Genomic DNA, 18,453 nt, shown 5'->3' on the forward strand with positions numbered 1-18,453 from the left:
CCCGGCATTGTGTTGATCTCCATCAAGTGACGGGACATTACTCAAATAGAAACTCATCACAATTAATTTAAAAACTTCATATACAGCATAGACTTACAAAACCCTTGCGAAGAGATTAAAATACCCACTAGGGGGTATTTTTATGCTTAACTGAATTAACTCCATTTAAATTACTCGTTAATTCGTGATGTTAAATAATCAGAATGAAAGCGTTGTCACACTATTTGACAGGGTCTTTATGTTACCAGCCATGGATTATTTTTCTGCGCCAAAAGAGGCCAGCAATATATACCTTTTAGATTTGTATCATTATATGTAACCAACCAGAATGAACGCGCGAACGATATTTATTATCAGCTTTTAAAAAGAATTCCCCCTGCTGTTCAAGGCCTATCCTCGCCGCTTGATTAATTAACAGCCCCCCATCATGCCTCCCCGGCCGCGTGCGCCACCAAGCCGGCCACATGCCTTCTTGGTGGCGTACACCACTCGCCGGCTCGACGAGATGCCCTCTTCATCCGGCAGTGCCACCTTCCCCTCATGGATCTGGCGGCCTGCTTTTTGCCTCTGCCACGCGCTTGCCTCTCCCACCTTGGCCAGAGTCGGCAACCCCGCCTGCGCGTAGCCGGTGCAAAAAACCACCTGCAATGAGCGAAAAAGGCGCGATCCCCCTCCCGTTTGGAGGGGCAAAACCAGTGATAAATATTGCCCGATAGGGAGCCAGAGAAAGCGTCGGCAGGCGAATTTATACAGAGGAATATCCCGTATTTTGCCCATTTTCACATTCCCATTCGCCACATAATTTACCAACCAAAAAACAACTGATAACATCTTTTTACAATTTTAAGCATATAAAACAACATGATTCGGTGCTCCCCCGTTTGCTCGTCGCAGCCACCGGGATCACAGGATCAGGATTGAGACCAGCAGCCAACTTCTCATCGAGCAGACACCCGACCCCATGATGAACACAGTTACGGCCAGCATCGATCTGGATGCACTCCAGCACAATTTCGCCGTGGCACGCCGCCACGCCCCCCACAGCAAGATCATCGCGGTACTCAAGGCCAATGCCTATGGTCACGGGCTGCTGCCGGTGGCCCATGCCCTCGCCCAGGCCGATGCCTATGCCGTGGCCAGGGTCGAGGAGGCACTGGTGCTGCGTGCCAACGCCATCACCAAGCCCATTCTGGTGCTGGGGGGCTTCTTCAGTGCCGAGGCGCTGCCGCTGCTGGCCAAACACGATCTGCAGACCACCCTGCATACCTGGGAGCAGTTGGCGCTGCTCGAGCAGACCGCTCTGCCCGCCCCCATCAAGGTGTGGCTCAAGCTCGATACCGGGATGAACCGGCTCGGCCTGCGCGCCGAGGAGCTGCCCGCCTTTATCGAGCGGCTGAGTCATTGCCACAACGTGGTGCAACCGTTCCAGCTGATGACCCACTTCAGCCAGTCCGATGAGCAGGATACCCAGGCCACTCTGCTGCAGATCGAGGAGTTCAACCGCCTCTCTGCCCATCTGCCGGGCGAGCGGGCCATGGCCAACTCCGCCGGCATCCTCGCCTGGCCGGCCTCGCGCGGTGACTGGATCCGCCCTGGCCTCATGCTCTACGGCGCCTCCCCCTTTACCGGCCAGCTCGCCGCCGACCACGACCTGCGTCCGGTCATGACCCTCAAGAGCCAGCTCATCGCCACCCGGGCCTGCCAGCAGGGCGAGGCGGTCGGTTATGGGGGTCACTGGGTGGCGAGTCGGGACACCACCCTCGGCGTGGTGGCCGCGGGATATGGCGATGGCTACCCGCGCATGGCCCCGGAAGGGACCCCCATGCTGATCAATGGCCGTCGGGTGCCCATCGTGGGTCGGGTCTCCATGGACATGATCACCGTCGATCTGGGCCCGGCGGCCAGCGACAAGGTGGGGGATGCGGTCACCCTGTGGGGAGAAGGGCTGCCGGTGGAGCAGGTGGCCGAGAAGATAGGCACCATCCCCTACGAGCTGCTCACCCGCCTGACCAGCCGGGTGCATCTCGCGCATTGCGACAGCCGCGAACAGATGCCGATGTTGAAGCTGGCCTGAACAATCAGGCTGAGGGCGGCCGCAGCGAGGTGACAAACAAAAGGCCCCGTCGCAAGACGGGGCCTTTTGCCAATGGATTGCGAGCACGGATATTGCCGCCGCGCCCAAAACAAAAAAACCGACCATCAGGTCGGTTGTTCAATCTATACGCTGGGTCGGGATTGACTCGCGCCATCCCTGGCGCTCGCCCTGCGGGCGGCCTCTGGCCGTCCAGGCGGGCTGTCCTGCCCGCCTATCGAACTAGGGCCCGAACCGAGCCGCCCGTCATCGGATAAAACAAAAGGGCCTGTCTTGCGACAGGCCCTTTTGTTTTATTTGGCGGTGAGGGAGGGATGATTCGCCACTGCGTGGCTCACCCCTTCGGGGCGGCCTGCGGCCGTTCATCGCAGCAAGCTGCTCTGCTCAAACCCGGCGAGGGTTCTCACCCTCCCTCTTCGAGATGAGCTGATAATTCTTCCCCCAAAGCAAAAAACCGACCATCAGGTCGGTTTTAACATCTGAGGATGGGTCGGGATTGACTCGCACCGTCCCTGGCGCTCGCCCTGCGGGCGGCCTCTGGCCGTCCATGCGGGCTGTCCTGCCCGCCTGTCGAACCAGGGCCCGAACCAAGCCGCCCGTCACCGGATAAAACAAAAGGGCCTGTCTTTCGACAGGCCCTTTTGTTTTATTTGGCGGTGAGGGAGGGATTCGAACCCTCGATACGTTGCCGTATACACACTTTCCAGGCGTGCTCCTTCAGCCACTCGGACACCTCACCAAATTTTTACTTCTTGAAGTGGCTTTCGGAGCACGCTACGCGTGCATCTTGCCGACTTCGTCGGTGGGCAGCCTCTCGGTCACCTCACCAAATTTTGGTCTGTTGTTTAACGTGCTCAGCCAGCACGATGTTCGCTGCGCCGTTGCGCTGGAACGGGGCGTAATGTACGGGATACGACGGCATGCGGTCAATGCAATTTTTCACTTTTTGCGTTCGTTTGCTCATTATCCGAACCAAGTGACTAAAAACATGCCGTTTCGTATCCCTTTCAATCAATTTCTAGCCGCTTCGTGCAAATGCTCGCCTTTGAGCGCCTCTTCCAGCGAGCCGTAAAACTCCAGCTGACCGGGCACCGGACGCACCTTGGCGCGCGCCAGGGTCTTGAGCGGCTGGAACTGCAACTCGGCGACCCGCAGTTGCACTCCCGCCTTGGCCATCTGCTTTTCAAACTGCAGGAAGGCGGAGAGGCCGCCGGCGTCCAGGATGGAGACCGCCTCCATCTGCAGCACCAGCAGCTTGTGTCCCTTGACCTGGGCCACCAGCTCGCCGAACACCCGCTCGGCGGCCGCGAAGAACAGCGGGCCGTTGACCTTGTAGAGCAGCGCCTGCTCAGGCACTTCCTGGGCGTAGCGCTTGTGATCCGCCAGGTTGTGCAGCTTGGTCATCTTGGCAATCTCGCGCATGAACAGCAGGGAGGCGAGGATCACCCCGAAAGTGATGGCGATGACCATGTCGAAGATCACGGTCAGCGACAGGCAGACCAGCAGCACCAGCACGTCGGATCTGGGGGCGCGGCGAATGAGCTCCACCACCTTGTGCGCCTCGCTCATGTTCCAGGCGACGATGAGCAGCAGGGCCGCCATGGCCGAGAGCGGCAGCCAGGAGAGCCAGGGCGCCAGCACCAAGATAGCCGCCAACACCACCAGCGCATGCACGATGCCGGAGATGGGAGAGGTAGCCCCGGCCCGCACGTTGGCGGCGGAACGGGCAATGGCAGCGGTGGCGGTGATGCCGCCAAAGAAGGGGGCGACTATGTTGCCAAGCCCCTGCCCCACCAGCTCGGCGTTGGAGCTGTGCTTGCGACCTGTCATGCCATCCAGCACCACGGCGCAGAGCAGGGATTCGATGGCCCCCAGCATCGCCATGGAAAAGGCGGCGGGCAACAGGCGCTCGATGGCGGCCAGGTTCCACTCCACCGGCGAACCATCCGGCCCCGGCAGGGCCCAGGGCATCACCAAGGTCGGCGCAATGGGCGGGATCCCCATGCCCTGGCTGCCGTCGGCCAGGGTATAGCTGAACTTGCTGCCGATGGTGGCCACGTCCACCCCGAACTGATGCAGGCCAAAGCCAAGGCCCACCCCAACCAGCACGGCGGGCAGGTGACCTGGCACCGGCAGACGCAGGCGCGGCCAGAGCAGCAGCACCGCCAGGGTCGCAACCCCCACCAGCGTATCCCCCCACTGCCAGCTGGGCAGGGCATGAGCCAGTGCCTCCACCTTGCCAATATAGGTTTCCGGCATCTCGGGCACCTGCAGACCGAAGAAGTCCTTGATCTGCAAGGTGGCGATCACGATGGCGATACCGCCGGTAAAGCCCAGGGTCACCGAAGGCGGAATGTACTCGATGAGGCGCCCGAGCCGGGCCACCCCCATGGCCACCAGGAAAAAGCCCGAGATCAGGGTCGCCATCAACAGGCCACCCACACCGAACTGCTGGGCCACCGGATAGAGGATCACCACGAAGGCGGCGGTCGGCCCCGAGATGGAGAAGCGGGAGCCACCGGTCACGGCGATGACGATACCGGCGATGATGGCGGTATAGAGACCGTGCTGGGGCGGCACACCACTGGCAATGGCCAGCGCCATGGCCAGCGGAATGGCGATGATGCCGACCGTGATGCCGGCGATCAGGTCGCGGCCGAAGCGGGGAACGCTGTAGGGTTCGTCAATACAGGATTGGCGTAAAGCAATGGCCAGCTTCACGCTTTGCAAAGGTGCTTGGTTGTGCATGTATTCGTAATACCAGAAGAGGGAGATAAAGGCCGGATTGAACCGGCGCCCGATCATCATCAAGGGCCGGCAGAGCTGTCGACACGGCGATGGTATCCTGGCCAACCATACCCCAGCCGATGAAATATTTCGATGGGCGGGATCAATGAATGGCCGTTACCACGCAATATTGCCGGTGATAGTCAGCATATCGACCACTTTTCTCACCATTACGCAGCACTCTCACTTCGCCTGCTAACCAATTTTTCCCTTCCTTATCCTTGTCGCGCCCTCCCCCTCTTTATATCTGCCCGTTGGATACGGTGCCGGCGCTCGCCCCTCCCTCATCTTGTCCCGGCAGCCAATGCACTTCGTCTACCCCCTCCTTACACGGCTGCGCCCCCTTGGCGAGCCTGCGAGGCTCACTCCAAGCTGCTGATTGTGCTGAAAATAGTCCGCAGCGGCCAAGTTTTGGGCAAACGGTCCAAAATCCCCTTTTTGCAGCGGATCGCGGGTTGACACCCGGCGGACGGGCCATTAATATCCGCACCGTCTCGACGAGACAGGCAATTCCTCCTTAGTTCAGTCGGTAGAACGGCGGACTGTTAATCCGTATGTCACTGGTTCAAGTCCAGTAGGAGGAGCCAATTCCCTCGTAGTTCAGTCGGTAGAACGGCGGACTGTTAATCCGTATGTCACAGGTTCAAGTCCTGTCGAGGGAGCCACATTCGAAAGCCCAGTTTTCGAGCTGGGCTTTTTCATATCCATCTCTCCATTGTTTCAAGCTGAGCCAGCTCCCCCTCACCGCTTGCTCTGCCACATTCCCCTCGCAGTGAACGATCCACTCTCCCTGTTTTCTCTCAACTCAAATTCGACTAACGATTACTCCGGTCCCTATCCGGTCAGCTCAGCTGGCGAATGGGTCACGATCTAGCCCAAACCAGAAGCCATCCCCTCCCCTGACGTAAATCCCCCCAGAAAAACCCTCCGGTCACAGCTTCCGGTCTTTCTGCTGAGAGACCATGGGGATGGTCAGACCGGAGCAAGTGGCTCTAGCGTGGAGATAACGCAAATTGAAAGATGGAGACGCTCAGGAAGGGCAAGGGAGGAGGAATGGTTAGTGGGCAAGACCGGAGCAGCTCTGGGGCATATCCGGTCGCTTGGGCTGTAGCTAAGTTTGCCAGGAGTTGTGTAAAGTCGCGTCGATGCCGACGAGGTGACGGGGCGTCACGACGACAAGATCGTCGGCATTTTCCGTTTGTTTGGAAAAAATCAGCCTACAAATCCCTAAGTAAAATCGCGTTGGATATCGTCCTTACTATCTGAATTTGCGAAGAAATCGCTATCAACAAAGTGGTATGCTTCCAACCATGTGCTCTGACCAAGCGTTCCAGCCCCCCCCCTCATAGCTTTGGCAAAGCAACGGTCGAGCTAGGCTTTAAGCAATTAGGAAACACGATCAATGATTTCTCATGGCATCTCAATTCCATGGATGTTTAGTACTGAGTGGATCAGACTAGATTTTCAAAACCCCTTTGACACGCATGTAAAGCAAACCCTGGATGTAGACCGCAGCACCGGCGAATTGCGCGTTTTCAATGTAGATCCGCACTGGGACATCGAGGGAACAAGAGCCGAGCTCACCCTGTCATACTTTGAAGCCAACAACCCCTCTTTTGCTGGTAAGGAATATCTAGAATTCTGGGGGGAGTCTTTGATCGAAATAGACCTTAAAAAGCCATGCGGTAGAGCCACATGGAAAGGCGAACACTCAAAAAGGTGGGACGGCTCCGTTGAATGGACCCGCATTGACCAAGCGCTAAGAGAAGTGAAGAAGCGTGAAACCGTAAGCCGGATCAAACGTGAGCAACAACGACTTCGTAATGCATTGTTAGCTTTAGACAAAAAGTGCGCTATCACTGGTGAGGAACTGCCGGAAGTTATCGATGCAGCACACATAATTTCCGCAGCTGATGGGGGCAAAGAGGTATTGGAGAATGCAATCCTCCTCCGGGCAGACCTACATCGGCTGCTTGACAGCAAGCAGTTCCACATCACAGCCAAAGGAACTATTGTCCCCAATCCGTCACTGCCATCTGGCTACTTGAAACTTCTAGCAAACAAACAACTCCCCACGGAAGTTCACCTTCGGGTTAGGAACGCTCTTCTCCAGGTACCCTAGAAAGACAATCCCCCGAAAAACTGGGGGATCACGAGTAGAGCACTCCCGTATCTTGAACGCAGAGACTATTGTCGTTAGAACTTGGAAAAATAGTGTCGGTGCTGGTGGCTTGGAATCTGAAATAATTATGTGTAACAGCCTACTCTGACCATCACCAGCATCTGTCACAGATAACACAACTCTTGCCAAAAGCTCGAAAAATCTCGTCGATGCCGACGAGGTGACGGTCGTCACGCCGACGCAACCGCCAGCAACTTTTGAAACATTGTTGAAAGCGTCGAAATGTCAACGATTTTGTGTCGATTTATTGCTTATGATTGCATAAATGGATTCAGGTCAGAGGATCTCAATTGGGTCAGAATCCTATCATTTGAATTGAATTATCTGTAAGATTACAGCATCTTGAGTGTATTATCACTCTATGTGAAGACAGTGTTTCCGTTCAGTTACTAGGTTGCCTCTATCTATGGAAAATTTAGAAGTTCTTGAATATTCGTTACATAAGGTTGATGTCAAATCTGCTGGACCAGTGCCTATGGCGTTGGATGGTACTGCGGAAGGATTAAAAACGTATACTGAACTTGTTTTGAAAGACCTGTTAGAAAGCCCTCGTAGCCGTTTCTTTAAATTTAAAGACATGGATGAACTGGTTGCATCATCACTTGTGACCTTATCAAAAGGGGCAGACTGGAAAGCCAAATCGAATCAAATTGCACGTAAATTGTATGATGTTGAAATTACAGTGCAGGATAAAATCAAGCAAATGACCAACGTTAAAGCTGGTGGATTATTACAGCTTAAAGTTAAACACGATGGATGCCTGAAGTTTGTTCTTATCAAAATTGATAATAGTGATTACCTTGATGAAGTTAATCTTTCTTTGAAATCTGGCTTACCTACATCTAAAGACAGATTACAGAAAGCGGCGGTAATTACATTTAATTCTGAATCTACCGTAGATGAAGTTATTGTATCAGACAGTAAAGCAACAATTACGGAATACTGGTATCTATCATTTCTAGTTGCAGAGCAGTTACAGGACTCTGAAACAAATACTAAAAATGCTTTTGCTGCTATCGATAACTTGCTCTCCAAAGAAGTAAAGAATGTATCTCCGGTAGACTATTGGTTCTTAAGAAATGATATAATCAATCATTTCAGAAATGAAAGCTCATTGGCCTATGACGATCTTGTTAATAAAGTAAAATCTCACAAACCTGAAACAGAAGAATTTAAGGCTAAGTTTGGTTCGTTTGTAGAAAAATTTGAAGCACTACCAACAACATCACCTCGACCTTTTGATACACAGTTTGACTTAGAGCCAAGTGTTATTAGGGCTAGAATTGTTAGAAAGGTTATGCTAGACAGTAACTTTGAATTACGAATAAATGGTGAAGTAAAAGATTTAAAATCACGAATTTCTGCAAGCAAAGATGAAAAAGGTAAATTCATTAAGATTTACACTGATAAGGGATATGAGGAATTTAAAACCTCTGAGGAAAAATAATGTCGATCGTCAAACGGATACTAGAGTTATTTGGTGAGATAAATAAGATTAGTGTCGTAGAAAACTTTTGTTTATACGAGGCTAAATATACATTTAATTCATCATCACCTCTAGATAAGCTGAATGATGATTTAGAGGTTATTCTTAAGAGACTAGATGCTCTTGGTGTGAATTTAACGATAACAGTTAATACTGCTGAACCCGTCAGAATATTATCGGAGAATACCGAAAACTTATCTCATAAAACAGATTCAATTATTGAGCATCTATCCTATTTACATGATGAAGATATAGGTGTTGAGTTAAGAGTTGATAAAGACCTGTCAAAACATTTTGATATATTTGACTTTGAAATATTTGTCCGCCACATAAGCACATTAACTTTACAAGAAAGTTTAGAGGCGTGGTGTAAATTTGATTTATCATCCCCTTTAAATATTAATGTTTGGGAGGATATAGATTACTTCTCTACAGAGTCAATCAGATTTATACCTGTCTATCCGTCATTACCAGAAAATAATGACGCTTTTTTATCAAAAATATATGTACATGACCGAGCTACACGAATAGAAAAACGAGATAAGTGTGGGCATTTTGCTAATGCAGCACAATTTTGTTTCATACCTGATGACTTCAAGGTTTGCATTGATAGTAATGCAGAACTAGGGCATTACTTTAATGGTTTATTTAATGCACTCTTGATTGTTTATTTGTCAGACTTTTCATCCATTTCTGATAATACTTTGAAGTATCGTCTTAAAGGTTATAAATTACTGTCTGAGACAGTAAGTCTGGACCAATTGATTGCGCATAACTCCAAGGAGTTAAGCAGTATTTATGAATGGACCTTTCTAGAGGGAAACTATACCGATAAAATCGGTTTAGCTCGAAATGTCTTATCTATTCATTTAGAGAATGAAACTCTACTCTCAATTGAAAGTGGAGCGGCTAATTCTGTACAGTCCGGCTATGACCTATACCTTAAAGATAATGTTAAACAATACATCGAAATTAAGAATAAGATTTCAGAATTCATACAAAATCAGTCAGATAAAGCATTGGAAATGACTAAAAACATGTTTTCAATGTTTAAGACTGGCCTATGGACATTCACAACATTCTTCATAACTGTCTTTTTATTAAGAGTTGTGAATAAAGGAACTATAGAAGGTGCATTTAGTTTCGAGGTGTTTGTTGTCAGTATGCTTTTAATAGCAATATCTTTCATCTATTTATTGATTTCTATATTCGAGATTAATTCAGATAGGAATAGATTACTTGGGAAATATGCTGATATAAGGAATCGATACAAGGATCTATTAAATAAAAATGACCTAGATAAGATTTTTGACGTAGACAACGTCAGCAAGAAAGAAAAACGCTATATTAACAAAAAAAGAAATTGTTATATTCTCGTGTGGTTGTTGACTAACACAATAATTGCCGGTGCTGTATGCATTATTTATTTCTCTTCAGCTAGCCCCTCACTTTATAAAAAATCGGAAGTTACTGAGTATATAGAACCAACCAAGATCAAAGTTGAAAAAATCAATGCAATCACAATTCAAGAGTCTCTGGCTCATAATGAGTAAATTCTGGGGCAATCGCATCGTAGTGTTATGCTTGACTTGAGAAGTTATAGTCAAGGGATACGCCATGACCATTGCTCGTTCACTAGCTCAAAGTTTTGGAATATCTCGTCGATGCCGACGAGGCGTCGGACCGTCCCTCCGACGCTACCGTCGGCAACTTTCACGAAAAATTTCCACTAAAGCCCCCTACTATCCCCCAGCAGTTCAACCTACAAATGCTGTCAGAAATGGCTCCTTTGGGTATCCCATGTTTTGAATGAAACCCAAACTATGGCAGACTGCCTGTTCACAAAAACCTTTGCATTTAAAAGGAGTTGTTTGCATGGCGACCAAGAGTATTGGCGAACTGACCCAAGATGAATTCTTGAGAATACTAGGCCCCGACCAAGGCAGTTCTAGGGATGGTAGCCGTGTTGCTGTGAGCCGATCGACCAGAAATAGCTGCGTAAACGTAGTCGATGGAAAGTTACAGGTAAATGGAAGTGACGAGTTCCGCCGCACAGTTGAGGCAGCAGATTAAATAAAGAATGCCTCCGCAAATGGATATGATGGTTCTGACCACAACCATCGCCAAGACACGAAAATAAATGTAAATCGGAATATTCAAACAAAGAACTTAACTAAAAAAATGGAGGATGATTTTTATATTTTGCGCGCTCCACAATTTTATTAAGTGGTTCAAAATCATAGTCTTTGAATTTAATGGTTACATACCGTAGGCGTGCATACTCTAAGTGCTTTGTTAATGTCCTTCCACTTTTAGCCAATATCGTGTTGACCGTCAGTACATGTCTGTATTCTACAGGTTTATCCATTCCTGCTTTGATAGCTCCCTGTAGGGCTAATGCTAAAGGTGTCATTCCTTTGCTAGCACTATCCCAAAGCATCATTAATAGCCTTGCTGCATCAACGAAAAGTTGTTTACTTTCATTAATCTTTATCGTCTTTACAGGTACCTCTGTACCTGTACCTGTACCTGTACCTGTACCTGTACCAAAATTTTCAGACCGAAGTGGGTTAAATATTGAAACTGGCCCAATCTCAAGCAATGATAGAAAATCTTCTGCCGCTTTATACCCACATAAAAAAGAACCTACTGCGCCACTTTCCTTATGTGTAAATTGAAAACAATAGTAACGCTCTTTAAGCACATAACCTGAGTAACTATATTTTTCCTGCCCAGGGAGGAGTTTAAAATGTGCGATAGGTACAATGTCATACTCAGTGAGTAATTCACGCCGGATCTCGGAACCTCTACGACGAAAACGCTCCGGCAAGCAATCCTTTTCAGTATTTATTATGCTGCACATAGTACCTTCCAACCCAAGAAATAATAATATCTAGCAAACGAAACCGCACATAACACTTACCCAAATCAAAATAGACTACCTTGTATTACTTCAGGACGTAATAGCTCAGTGGACACCCCCTCTGTACCACCAATCAAAAATGGACTTCTAGGATCATGTTTTGCCTTATTCTTTAAAACAGATGATTGACTATATGTGGCATAACAATATGAACATCCATGCAAGCAAGTATTATAAACACCTATATCAACACTTTTAATACAACCACACTCGGCTCGCTGACCACTGTCTTTTCTTTCACTTAACGAAATCCCAAACAATTTCATTAGAAGAGCATCATCAATACATTTCCCATGTGAGACCCCAACCTGTGAAAGATCTAGACCTTCAGCACATGATTCGATCTCCATGCCATGGGCAGATGCTACCTCAGACATATAAGATGACAGGTCTAATACTGATTGTTGCTCATGCAAAATATCTTTATATTCCAGCTCAGATATAACATCCAAATTTTTTTCTGTTTTTTTGTAAAGATCCGCAAAGCTAATAACAACCCGACTAGTTTTCCCCTCGAGCATAGAGGCTATTTTCTTAAACAGTCGTTTATGTTCATCTAAATCTACAATATTTGACAACAGTATGGGATCATAACGCCAAATAACGCGGTCATTACCAATCCGATCGCTTAGCTCAGAAAATGTTGCTATTGCCCTGTGCGGTCTTGGTACAGAATACTCTAATAGCTTAGGATAACCCGTAATTGTATATTGGAAATAATATCTATACCCTAACGAATCTAGCTCATCCAAATGCGTCATAAGCATTTGGGGATTCCTTGTCCAAAACACGATCGCATCTACTTCCGATGGAAGTAGTGATATCCTAGAAATCTGATGGGCATTAAATGGATTTCTTACAAGTAGAAAACCCGCCCTGATTCTATTCATAAACCATGGAGTATAGAATGCTGGAATATCAGTTCTTCTGCTTGCGCTAAGTATCATGGGCAGCCTATAGCATAAGAAACCATAGATGAACGATTCAACTTTACTTCACACGAATCTCTAATTTCATCTGGATAAGAGAAACGAGCCCAACCAGAAGTTGCAAACGAACCCGTCTTTTGAGCATTCAGTAATTTAAACATCAAATCCACCCGATTTATAACAGCTTCTTGATTACGATCATTGACAAGAATAATTGTTTTTTCATTAGACCACCTTTTAATGTTGCTAGATAAGTCAATAGCCTCAACATCTGTAAGCTCAGAAACTATGTAAGATAGTAAAATAACATCCTGAATGTCAATATTTATATCTATAGATGTTGCATTCTCATACAAGCACTCATAGTATTCGCTAACATGATTAAGCTTGGCATTATGCTCTGTATTGATCACCCTTTGGAACAAGTTGTCCCACTTGTTATTTATATCTATTTTTAGATATTTAATCTTGGCAGTATAAGGTTCTACCTTAAAAATATTTTTAAACATATGGTGTGAACGGTGAACGGAGCGAAACCCCATAATATCAGAACCAGGCCCACCACCGAGCGATAGAACATTCAAAGATTCTTTATTAATCACCTCATGCAGGCCTAGTTTTTCGATACCATAGCGGACCTCTGACATATGTACAGGCAGGTATCGTAAAACATATAGTTTCATTTTTTGCTCACATGAATAATCAATTTCATTTTCATAAAAATATTGCCTAGAGCAACACTGAGGGCAAGATGAAATACCTGTGACTGCATGCTCGCAATGAGAAAACTTATTAAAATCAATCTCGGCGTGTAAGTTTTCAATTAAAGTGTTCATATCTGCGCTCACAAATAAATGATGTTACGATGATACCCGAATGAAGACTTGATTCAAACATATATTATATCCATGTTATCCCCGACTCAGGGCCTTTTCATATCCACTATCCAAAGGACAGAACATGTTTATCCACCAAATTTTGCGCAAGCAAGTCGCCGCGATCAGCATCAAGCCAATGAGAGATGGCAGTATCGATTTCACGGTCAAGGGCAGCACCAAGGGAGCAGTCAAAGGTGCTATCACCGGAGCTGGCGTAGGTGCCCGGGGTGGTATCCCTGGAGCTGTTGCAGGCACCATCATCGGCGGCACTATCGGCTACATCACCGGCCCAGCGGACTGAGGGAGGTTAGCCATGGATGAGTTCATTCAAGAAGGGAAATACGCCTCCCACGAGACGCTAAAGGGTTATGCCCACAGTTGGCAAACGCTGAGCTTGTTGATGCAGGAGGTCATCACAAACGGTATGTATGTTCCTGAGTTCCTGCCAGATGAAAATCAGCCTGTGCTGCTGGTCGTGGTCAAAGAGGCGACCGTGCTCAAGGCCAAGTCCCTGCACAGCGAAGCGCCTGAAGTCTTGATCTCGATAGCATCCCACACTGGTGAATCAGTCAGGGATGACGACAACGGTTACTACGCTGACTACTGGCGGTTAGCTGCAGGAACCATCAAGCTGATCGACTGTGCCGAAGATGCTGTGTTCTGGCTGCCCTTCCCCGCTGTCGAAGCATGGGAACCCTATCGCTTCTCTGGCTACGGCTCACCGTTTGATGCCTTGTCTGCACCACTCCCTGTATTTCAGCATCTGGCCTTCTCGCTCAAGCCAGATCAAACCTCGCCTGATTTGGGCACCACTATCTACCTGAAATCCACTATCTGACTATCTCGAAGGACGCTAAGCATGAACACCAAAACCGATAAGCAAGCAGCCAAACAGCAAGTAAATACGACTGCCACAGCCAAGTTTGATGGCATACAAGTATCACCAGCCAAGGTGGTCTTGGTCAGTGGCGTAGCGACTCTGCTCTCGCCAGGCTCAACTACCACCGTGGGTTATGAGATTGGCCATGAACCCGAACAGGCTGAACTACTGATCCGTCTGACAGGTAGCAGTGGTGGCGGCCTCTGTTCCAAGGAGTGGTTCGGTCTGGCACAAGTAGTGGATCTACTGAAGGAGCAACAGCCAGACAAGGCTTTTACTTCCGGCCTGTTCAAGGTGATCTGGCACTTCAAAGGCAGTAGCAATAACGCTGGGTTCCTGGCTGCCGTACTGCGCCATCTGGAGTTGACCAAAGCGGCACCGGAAGTGCGGTTCGGTCACCTGGTAACGGGTAAACATACCGAGTGGTTTGATGGCCTGAAGGCCCAGCTGCCAGCAGAGACCAACGCAGCCCAGTAACCCGTTCAAGCCTCCTACTCTCCCCAACCCCTTTTACTCAATCTCAACGAGAACCAAGATATGAAACCGACCCTCGTTATCACGGGCTTGCCTGTGAGGATAAGTCACGACCTGAAAACGCTACTGGAGCAGGCCATCAGCTCAGCGTTCGAGGACTTCCCTGATGAGATCCCGGATGGCACAACACCAGCAGCCCTGACCCTCAACTATCGAGATCCTGACTACAGCGCAACAACTGGAGGCTATCACCCTGTCGAGATCCGCCTCGAACGTTGGGATGACGGCTGGCACCTGCGCTATGTCACCGACTTTGCCTATGTGGGCCAAGGCTGGTGTACCGAGTTGGCCAAGGAGTTGGATTTTGATTTCAGCATCGAAGAGTACACCCATTCGATGATGGGAGAGATTTCCCCGACAGAGGTGAATGAATGGTTTGACATCTGGCAGCAGAGCTTTTGCTGTTATGTCCAGATGGACGTATTCACCCGGACGGTGACACCTGACTGACCCAGTTCAGGCAAAAAGCTGAAAAAGTCGCGTCGGTGGTGACGGAGCGTCGGGAACCATTTAGGTCAATTCGTCATCTCGTCGCCACCGACAGCAAATTTCTACGCTTGGCGAATTTCCCCGCCCAGAAGACCGGATATCGACCGGAAGTTGGCCAAGCCCTGTTCCACCTCTGGCCAGAGACCAGCATTAGGCTCAGCCAATCCCCAATCTCACCCCAGCAGCACAAGGAATTGACATCCCTGTGCTGTTTTTTCTTGGGCAGGCTAACCCTACCCCCACTTATCAAATGACAGGAGACAGACGATGGCAAATGCTCCCTCCCGATTTCGCTTCACTCAAAAAGCCATTGAGGCCCTACCACCGAACCCACCCCATGCCAGATCAACAGAAGCCGAATACAGCGACACCCAGCTCCCAGGCTTTAAATGTCTGGTAGGCAAAGGGGAAGGTTCCAAGAAATTCCTGCTTCGTTATCTCTGGCAAGGACGTAAACGGGCTATATCTATAGGCCGCTTCCCCGATGTCGACCTGAACACGGCCAGAGATATCGCCACAGACTATAAACGTCTGCTTTCGCAAGGCATCGACCCCAAACAACAGAAGGAAGATAAGCGGCAGGAACTCACCCTGACCGAGTTGTTTGAACAGCATTACTTCCCCTATGCCATGCACCACAAACGATCATGGCGGGATGATGCTCAACGCTTTCGTGACCACTTAAAACCCGCCTTGGGAGCACGACTACTGTCAGAGATAAAGCTTGAGCAAGGCCAGGCCCTGCAAACCAACTTGCTGAGCAAGGTAAAGCCTGCCACCAACAACCGGATCACCACCTTGCTAAAAGCGATCCTGACTTGGAGTGTTCGAATGGGTTATCTGGATCAACACCCAATGAGGCACCTCAAAAGCCTGACCGAGAACAACCAACGTACCCGCTATCTGGACAAAGGAGAGATCAGACGGCTGTTTATGGCTGCGGATATCGATGAAAACCGTTATGCCGGTCAGTACGTCAAACTGCTGTTGCTGACAGGGCTGCGTAAGGACGAGTTGAGGCTGGCCAAGTGGGAACACCTCGATCAATCCCAGCTGACCCTGTTCATCCCCCACACCAAGAATGGGAAGAGCCGGATCCTTCACCTCAACCATATGGCTATGCAGATCCTCAAGGAGACCCACCCCATTGAAGGAAATCCCTATCTGTTTCCAGGACAGAAACAGGGCCAGCCGCTGAACAACGTCACCAGACCATTTAACCGGATGCTCAAGCGGGCAAGGATTGAGGGGCCAGTCTGTATCCATACCTGCCGCCACTCAGTCGCAGCCTTGATAGTCTCCAGTGGCGGAACCTTGTATGACGTGCAAGCTCAGTTGGGTCATGCCAGCAGCCAGACCAGCCAACGCTATGCACACCTGCACACCAGCAGGCTGAGACACACCAGCACCCAAGTGGCCAACTGTGTGGAACAGGCGTTGATACCTAGCAACACAGCCCACTCAGCCCTACCCCAACTCAGCCAAAACGGAGGAATTTAGGGAAAAATGCCGACGGTCGTGACGAGCTGACGGACAAACTCGACGCCTCGACGCGACCGTCGGCATTTTCAAACGTTTGAATACATGTACAGAACATTTCCCCCAAGCGTTATTTTCAAGATGAAAATCACTATTAGATTTAGTTTATGCTCCAGTTACATATATGTAGTTATATGTTGGAGGCTACCTCAAGTTATACTCTGCGAGTTGAGCCATCATTTCAGTCTGTATCCACTCTTCTGTTACGCCAAACTTTTCCCAAATTTTCAAACTGAGCTTTTCTATTTCATGATCTGCGATTTGAAATGTACGTATAAGTCGTTGAAGTTCATTTATCATTTCAACTCGCCCTCCAAAATCTGAAAAATGGGATGCGTAATCATAGAAAAAATCATGGGCCAACCAATTTCTTTTCCGCAACGCATCCTCAAGATATATTTTCAAGTCATGCGACAATCCAGCTTTTGATTTCACCTCACCCAATAGACGCCCAAATGTTTTATCATTTGTTTTATCGTATATTTCAAGCCATTGCTCTTGAGTTAGTATCGTTTCATCAAGCACTCTATATCCCATAGCAAAATTTACGAGTGATTTTTCGGCACATTGTGCATGGAATGCAGCTAAACCATAAAATGCATAAATTTCTCTTTCGTCTCCCAGTTCAAGTTCAGGTATGGGTTTTAATTCTTCAAAATCAAGTTCATTGATTTCCATTCAATCTCCAGTACAGGCGAGCTCAACAAAGCACCATTTGGCATCAAATAGCATAAAAACCATATCGAAGAACTATAAAAAATGCAATAACAACCTTCCGATAGAGTTAACCAAATCTCGACTATAAATTGCCAGCCATTTATTTGCATCATTGTCAAAATGTGAATCACTAAAACTGTTACGTGAATTGGCTATAGCTCCTGTTAATGTCGAGATACTAGTAACCATTAATTCTGGATAACTACCTAATGCGGACAACTTTGAATCAATGTCAGCACGTACAATTTTCGACAAAGGAAGAAGATCGCTAACATTATAACTATCAGGGACATGCTTATGTACATAAGATTTATAAAGACCTTCTAAACATGTGTAAGACAATGTCATTGCATTATTGTAATTTAATGTATCAATAGCCCTGTCTATTTTAGATAACGTTATGTTGAGCCTTTCTGAATTCCAATTGTCATTAGGTACAATTGCTTTAGGCACTGGACTCCCATCTCCAAACAAATAGGAAGCCAAATCTTGAGACTCTTCTGGGAAGTGCGGCGAAACAATGTCGATAAAAGCTCTAAAAACATCAAACCGGATATGCTCATCTAAGTTCTTTAATATATCCCAATAGAAATCCCTTCTAGTGGTACTCTTTTTCAAGCGATTTCGTTCCTCAATATATATGGAATACCCTGGTAATCCAGGGTCAAACTGCTGCACAACTTTTATGAAAGCTGGGCCACTATGATAAGCAGGAGTCCCAGACTTATCTAAAACGTTAAATAAACGACTATAAGCAGAGATCCATTCCATTCATATTCACCTTAATTACCTTAGCACACTATAGTGCACAAAATAGTATTTGAGCTTCATCAATGATTAACTACGATACAGTAAAGCCTATATTAACATCAATAAAACCAACTAATTTTGCTACATTTAAAAGATGTCGCTATTTTAGATATTTTCCGCATTTTCAGATACCAAAGTCCACACTGCTATACCAACTCTGCTTACCCAAACACTCCCCTGTCGTGAAGATCCAAGTCGACATGCCCT

General features: G+C 47.9%; 15 protein-coding genes, 3 tRNA genes and 1 other RNA gene. 11 read left to right on the forward strand and 8 right to left on the reverse strand.

Features of this window, described 5'->3' with window-relative positions:
- The first annotated feature begins 961 nt into the window (after positions 1-961).
- Positions 962-2,074, forward strand: a complete 1,113-nt coding sequence (gene alr / locus AB5Y95_RS10195) for an alanine racemase (protein ID WP_368160880.1) — start codon at positions 962-964, stop codon at positions 2,072-2,074.
- 316 nt (positions 2,075-2,390) lie between these two features.
- Here alr and AB5Y95_RS10200 read toward each other — a convergent pair.
- The 3 genes from AB5Y95_RS10200 to dauA form a co-directional block, all read right to left on the reverse strand.
- Positions 2,391-2,519: non-coding RNA, RtT sRNA (locus AB5Y95_RS10200), on the reverse strand.
- A gap of 224 nt (positions 2,520-2,743) precedes the next feature.
- Positions 2,744-2,831: transfer RNA gene (locus AB5Y95_RS10205), tRNA-Ser, on the reverse strand.
- Between the two features lie 272 nt (positions 2,832-3,103).
- Positions 3,104-4,900 (reverse strand): C4-dicarboxylic acid transporter DauA, encoded by a 1,797-nt coding sequence (gene dauA / locus AB5Y95_RS10210; protein WP_368160881.1) that lies wholly within the window; start codon positions 4,898-4,900, stop codon positions 3,104-3,106.
- A gap of 490 nt (positions 4,901-5,390) precedes the next feature.
- Here dauA and AB5Y95_RS10215 point away from each other — a divergent pair.
- The 5 genes from AB5Y95_RS10215 to AB5Y95_RS10235 all read left to right on the forward strand — a co-directional run bounded on the left by AB5Y95_RS10215 (position 5,391) and on the right by AB5Y95_RS10235 (position 10,100).
- Positions 5,391-5,466: transfer RNA gene (locus AB5Y95_RS10215), tRNA-Asn, on the forward strand.
- A gap of 2 nt (positions 5,467-5,468) precedes the next feature.
- Positions 5,469-5,544 (forward strand) — tRNA-Asn (locus AB5Y95_RS10220).
- 737 nt (positions 5,545-6,281) lie between these two features.
- Complete coding sequence (locus tag AB5Y95_RS10225) at positions 6,282-7,001, forward strand: HNH endonuclease (protein WP_236286846.1); 720 nt, start codon at positions 6,282-6,284, stop codon at positions 6,999-7,001.
- A 466-nt stretch (positions 7,002-7,467) separates the two neighbouring features.
- Positions 7,468-8,508, forward strand: a complete 1,041-nt coding sequence (locus tag AB5Y95_RS10230) for a nucleoid-associated protein (protein ID WP_368160884.1) — start codon at positions 7,468-7,470, stop codon at positions 8,506-8,508.
- A complete protein-coding gene (locus AB5Y95_RS10235; RefSeq protein WP_368160886.1) occupies positions 8,508-10,100 on the forward strand; it encodes a hypothetical protein in 1,593 nt (530 codons plus the stop codon). Before AB5Y95_RS10230 ends, AB5Y95_RS10235 begins: the two co-directional genes overlap by 1 nt.
- Positions 10,101-10,720: 620 nt before the next feature.
- Here the strand turns inward: AB5Y95_RS10235 and AB5Y95_RS10240 are convergent.
- From AB5Y95_RS10240 to AB5Y95_RS10250, 3 genes are all read right to left on the reverse strand, one after another.
- Positions 10,721-11,377 (reverse strand): hypothetical protein, encoded by a 657-nt coding sequence (locus AB5Y95_RS10240; RefSeq protein WP_368160888.1) that lies wholly within the window; start codon positions 11,375-11,377, stop codon positions 10,721-10,723.
- Positions 11,378-11,475: 98 nt separating this feature from the next.
- Positions 11,476-12,417 (reverse strand): DUF1848 domain-containing protein, encoded by a 942-nt coding sequence (locus AB5Y95_RS10245; protein ID WP_368160889.1) that lies wholly within the window; start codon positions 12,415-12,417, stop codon positions 11,476-11,478.
- Positions 12,414-13,235: a hypothetical protein gene (locus AB5Y95_RS10250; protein ID WP_368160891.1), complete on the reverse strand. Its 822-nt coding sequence runs from the start codon at positions 13,233-13,235 to the stop codon at positions 12,414-12,416. The genes AB5Y95_RS10245 and AB5Y95_RS10250 overlap by 4 nt, the downstream gene beginning before the upstream one ends.
- Before the next feature lie 124 nt (positions 13,236-13,359).
- Between AB5Y95_RS10250 and AB5Y95_RS10255 the strand changes: the two genes are divergently transcribed.
- The 5 genes from AB5Y95_RS10255 to AB5Y95_RS10275 all read left to right on the forward strand — a co-directional run bounded on the left by AB5Y95_RS10255 (position 13,360) and on the right by AB5Y95_RS10275 (position 16,680).
- Positions 13,360-13,578: a hypothetical protein gene (locus AB5Y95_RS10255; RefSeq protein WP_368160893.1), complete on the forward strand. Its 219-nt coding sequence runs from the start codon at positions 13,360-13,362 to the stop codon at positions 13,576-13,578.
- A gap of 12 nt (positions 13,579-13,590) precedes the next feature.
- Positions 13,591-14,115 carry a hypothetical protein gene (locus tag AB5Y95_RS10260; protein WP_368160895.1) on the forward strand — a complete coding sequence of 175 codons (525 nt, stop codon included), beginning with the start codon at positions 13,591-13,593 and terminating at the stop codon, positions 14,113-14,115.
- A gap of 21 nt (positions 14,116-14,136) precedes the next feature.
- A complete protein-coding gene (locus AB5Y95_RS10265) occupies positions 14,137-14,634 on the forward strand; it encodes a hypothetical protein (protein WP_368160897.1) in 498 nt (165 codons plus the stop codon).
- A gap of 60 nt (positions 14,635-14,694) precedes the next feature.
- Entirely contained in the window at positions 14,695-15,141 is a 447-nt protein-coding gene (locus AB5Y95_RS10270) for a DUF2787 family protein (RefSeq protein WP_368160899.1), read from the forward strand.
- 306 nt (positions 15,142-15,447) lie between these two features.
- Positions 15,448-16,680 (forward strand): tyrosine-type recombinase/integrase, encoded by a 1,233-nt coding sequence (locus AB5Y95_RS10275; RefSeq protein WP_368160901.1) that lies wholly within the window; start codon positions 15,448-15,450, stop codon positions 16,678-16,680.
- Positions 16,681-16,863: 183 nt separating this feature from the next.
- Here AB5Y95_RS10275 and AB5Y95_RS10280 read toward each other — a convergent pair whose 3' ends face one another.
- Together AB5Y95_RS10280 and AB5Y95_RS10285 are read right to left on the reverse strand one after the other, a co-directional pair.
- Complete coding sequence (locus AB5Y95_RS10280) at positions 16,864-17,397, reverse strand: hypothetical protein (RefSeq protein WP_368160903.1); 534 nt, start codon at positions 17,395-17,397, stop codon at positions 16,864-16,866.
- 72 nt (positions 17,398-17,469) lie between these two features.
- The gene (locus AB5Y95_RS10285; protein ID WP_368160905.1) at positions 17,470-18,207 is read right to left on the reverse strand and encodes a hypothetical protein; all 738 of its coding nucleotides are present in this window, start codon (positions 18,205-18,207) and stop codon (positions 17,470-17,472) included.
- Positions 18,208-18,453 lie beyond the last annotated feature (246 nt).

Source organism: Aeromonas sp. R5-3, from assembly GCF_040908225.1.
Taxonomy (GTDB): Bacteria; Pseudomonadota; Gammaproteobacteria; order Enterobacterales; family Aeromonadaceae; genus Aeromonas; species Aeromonas dhakensis.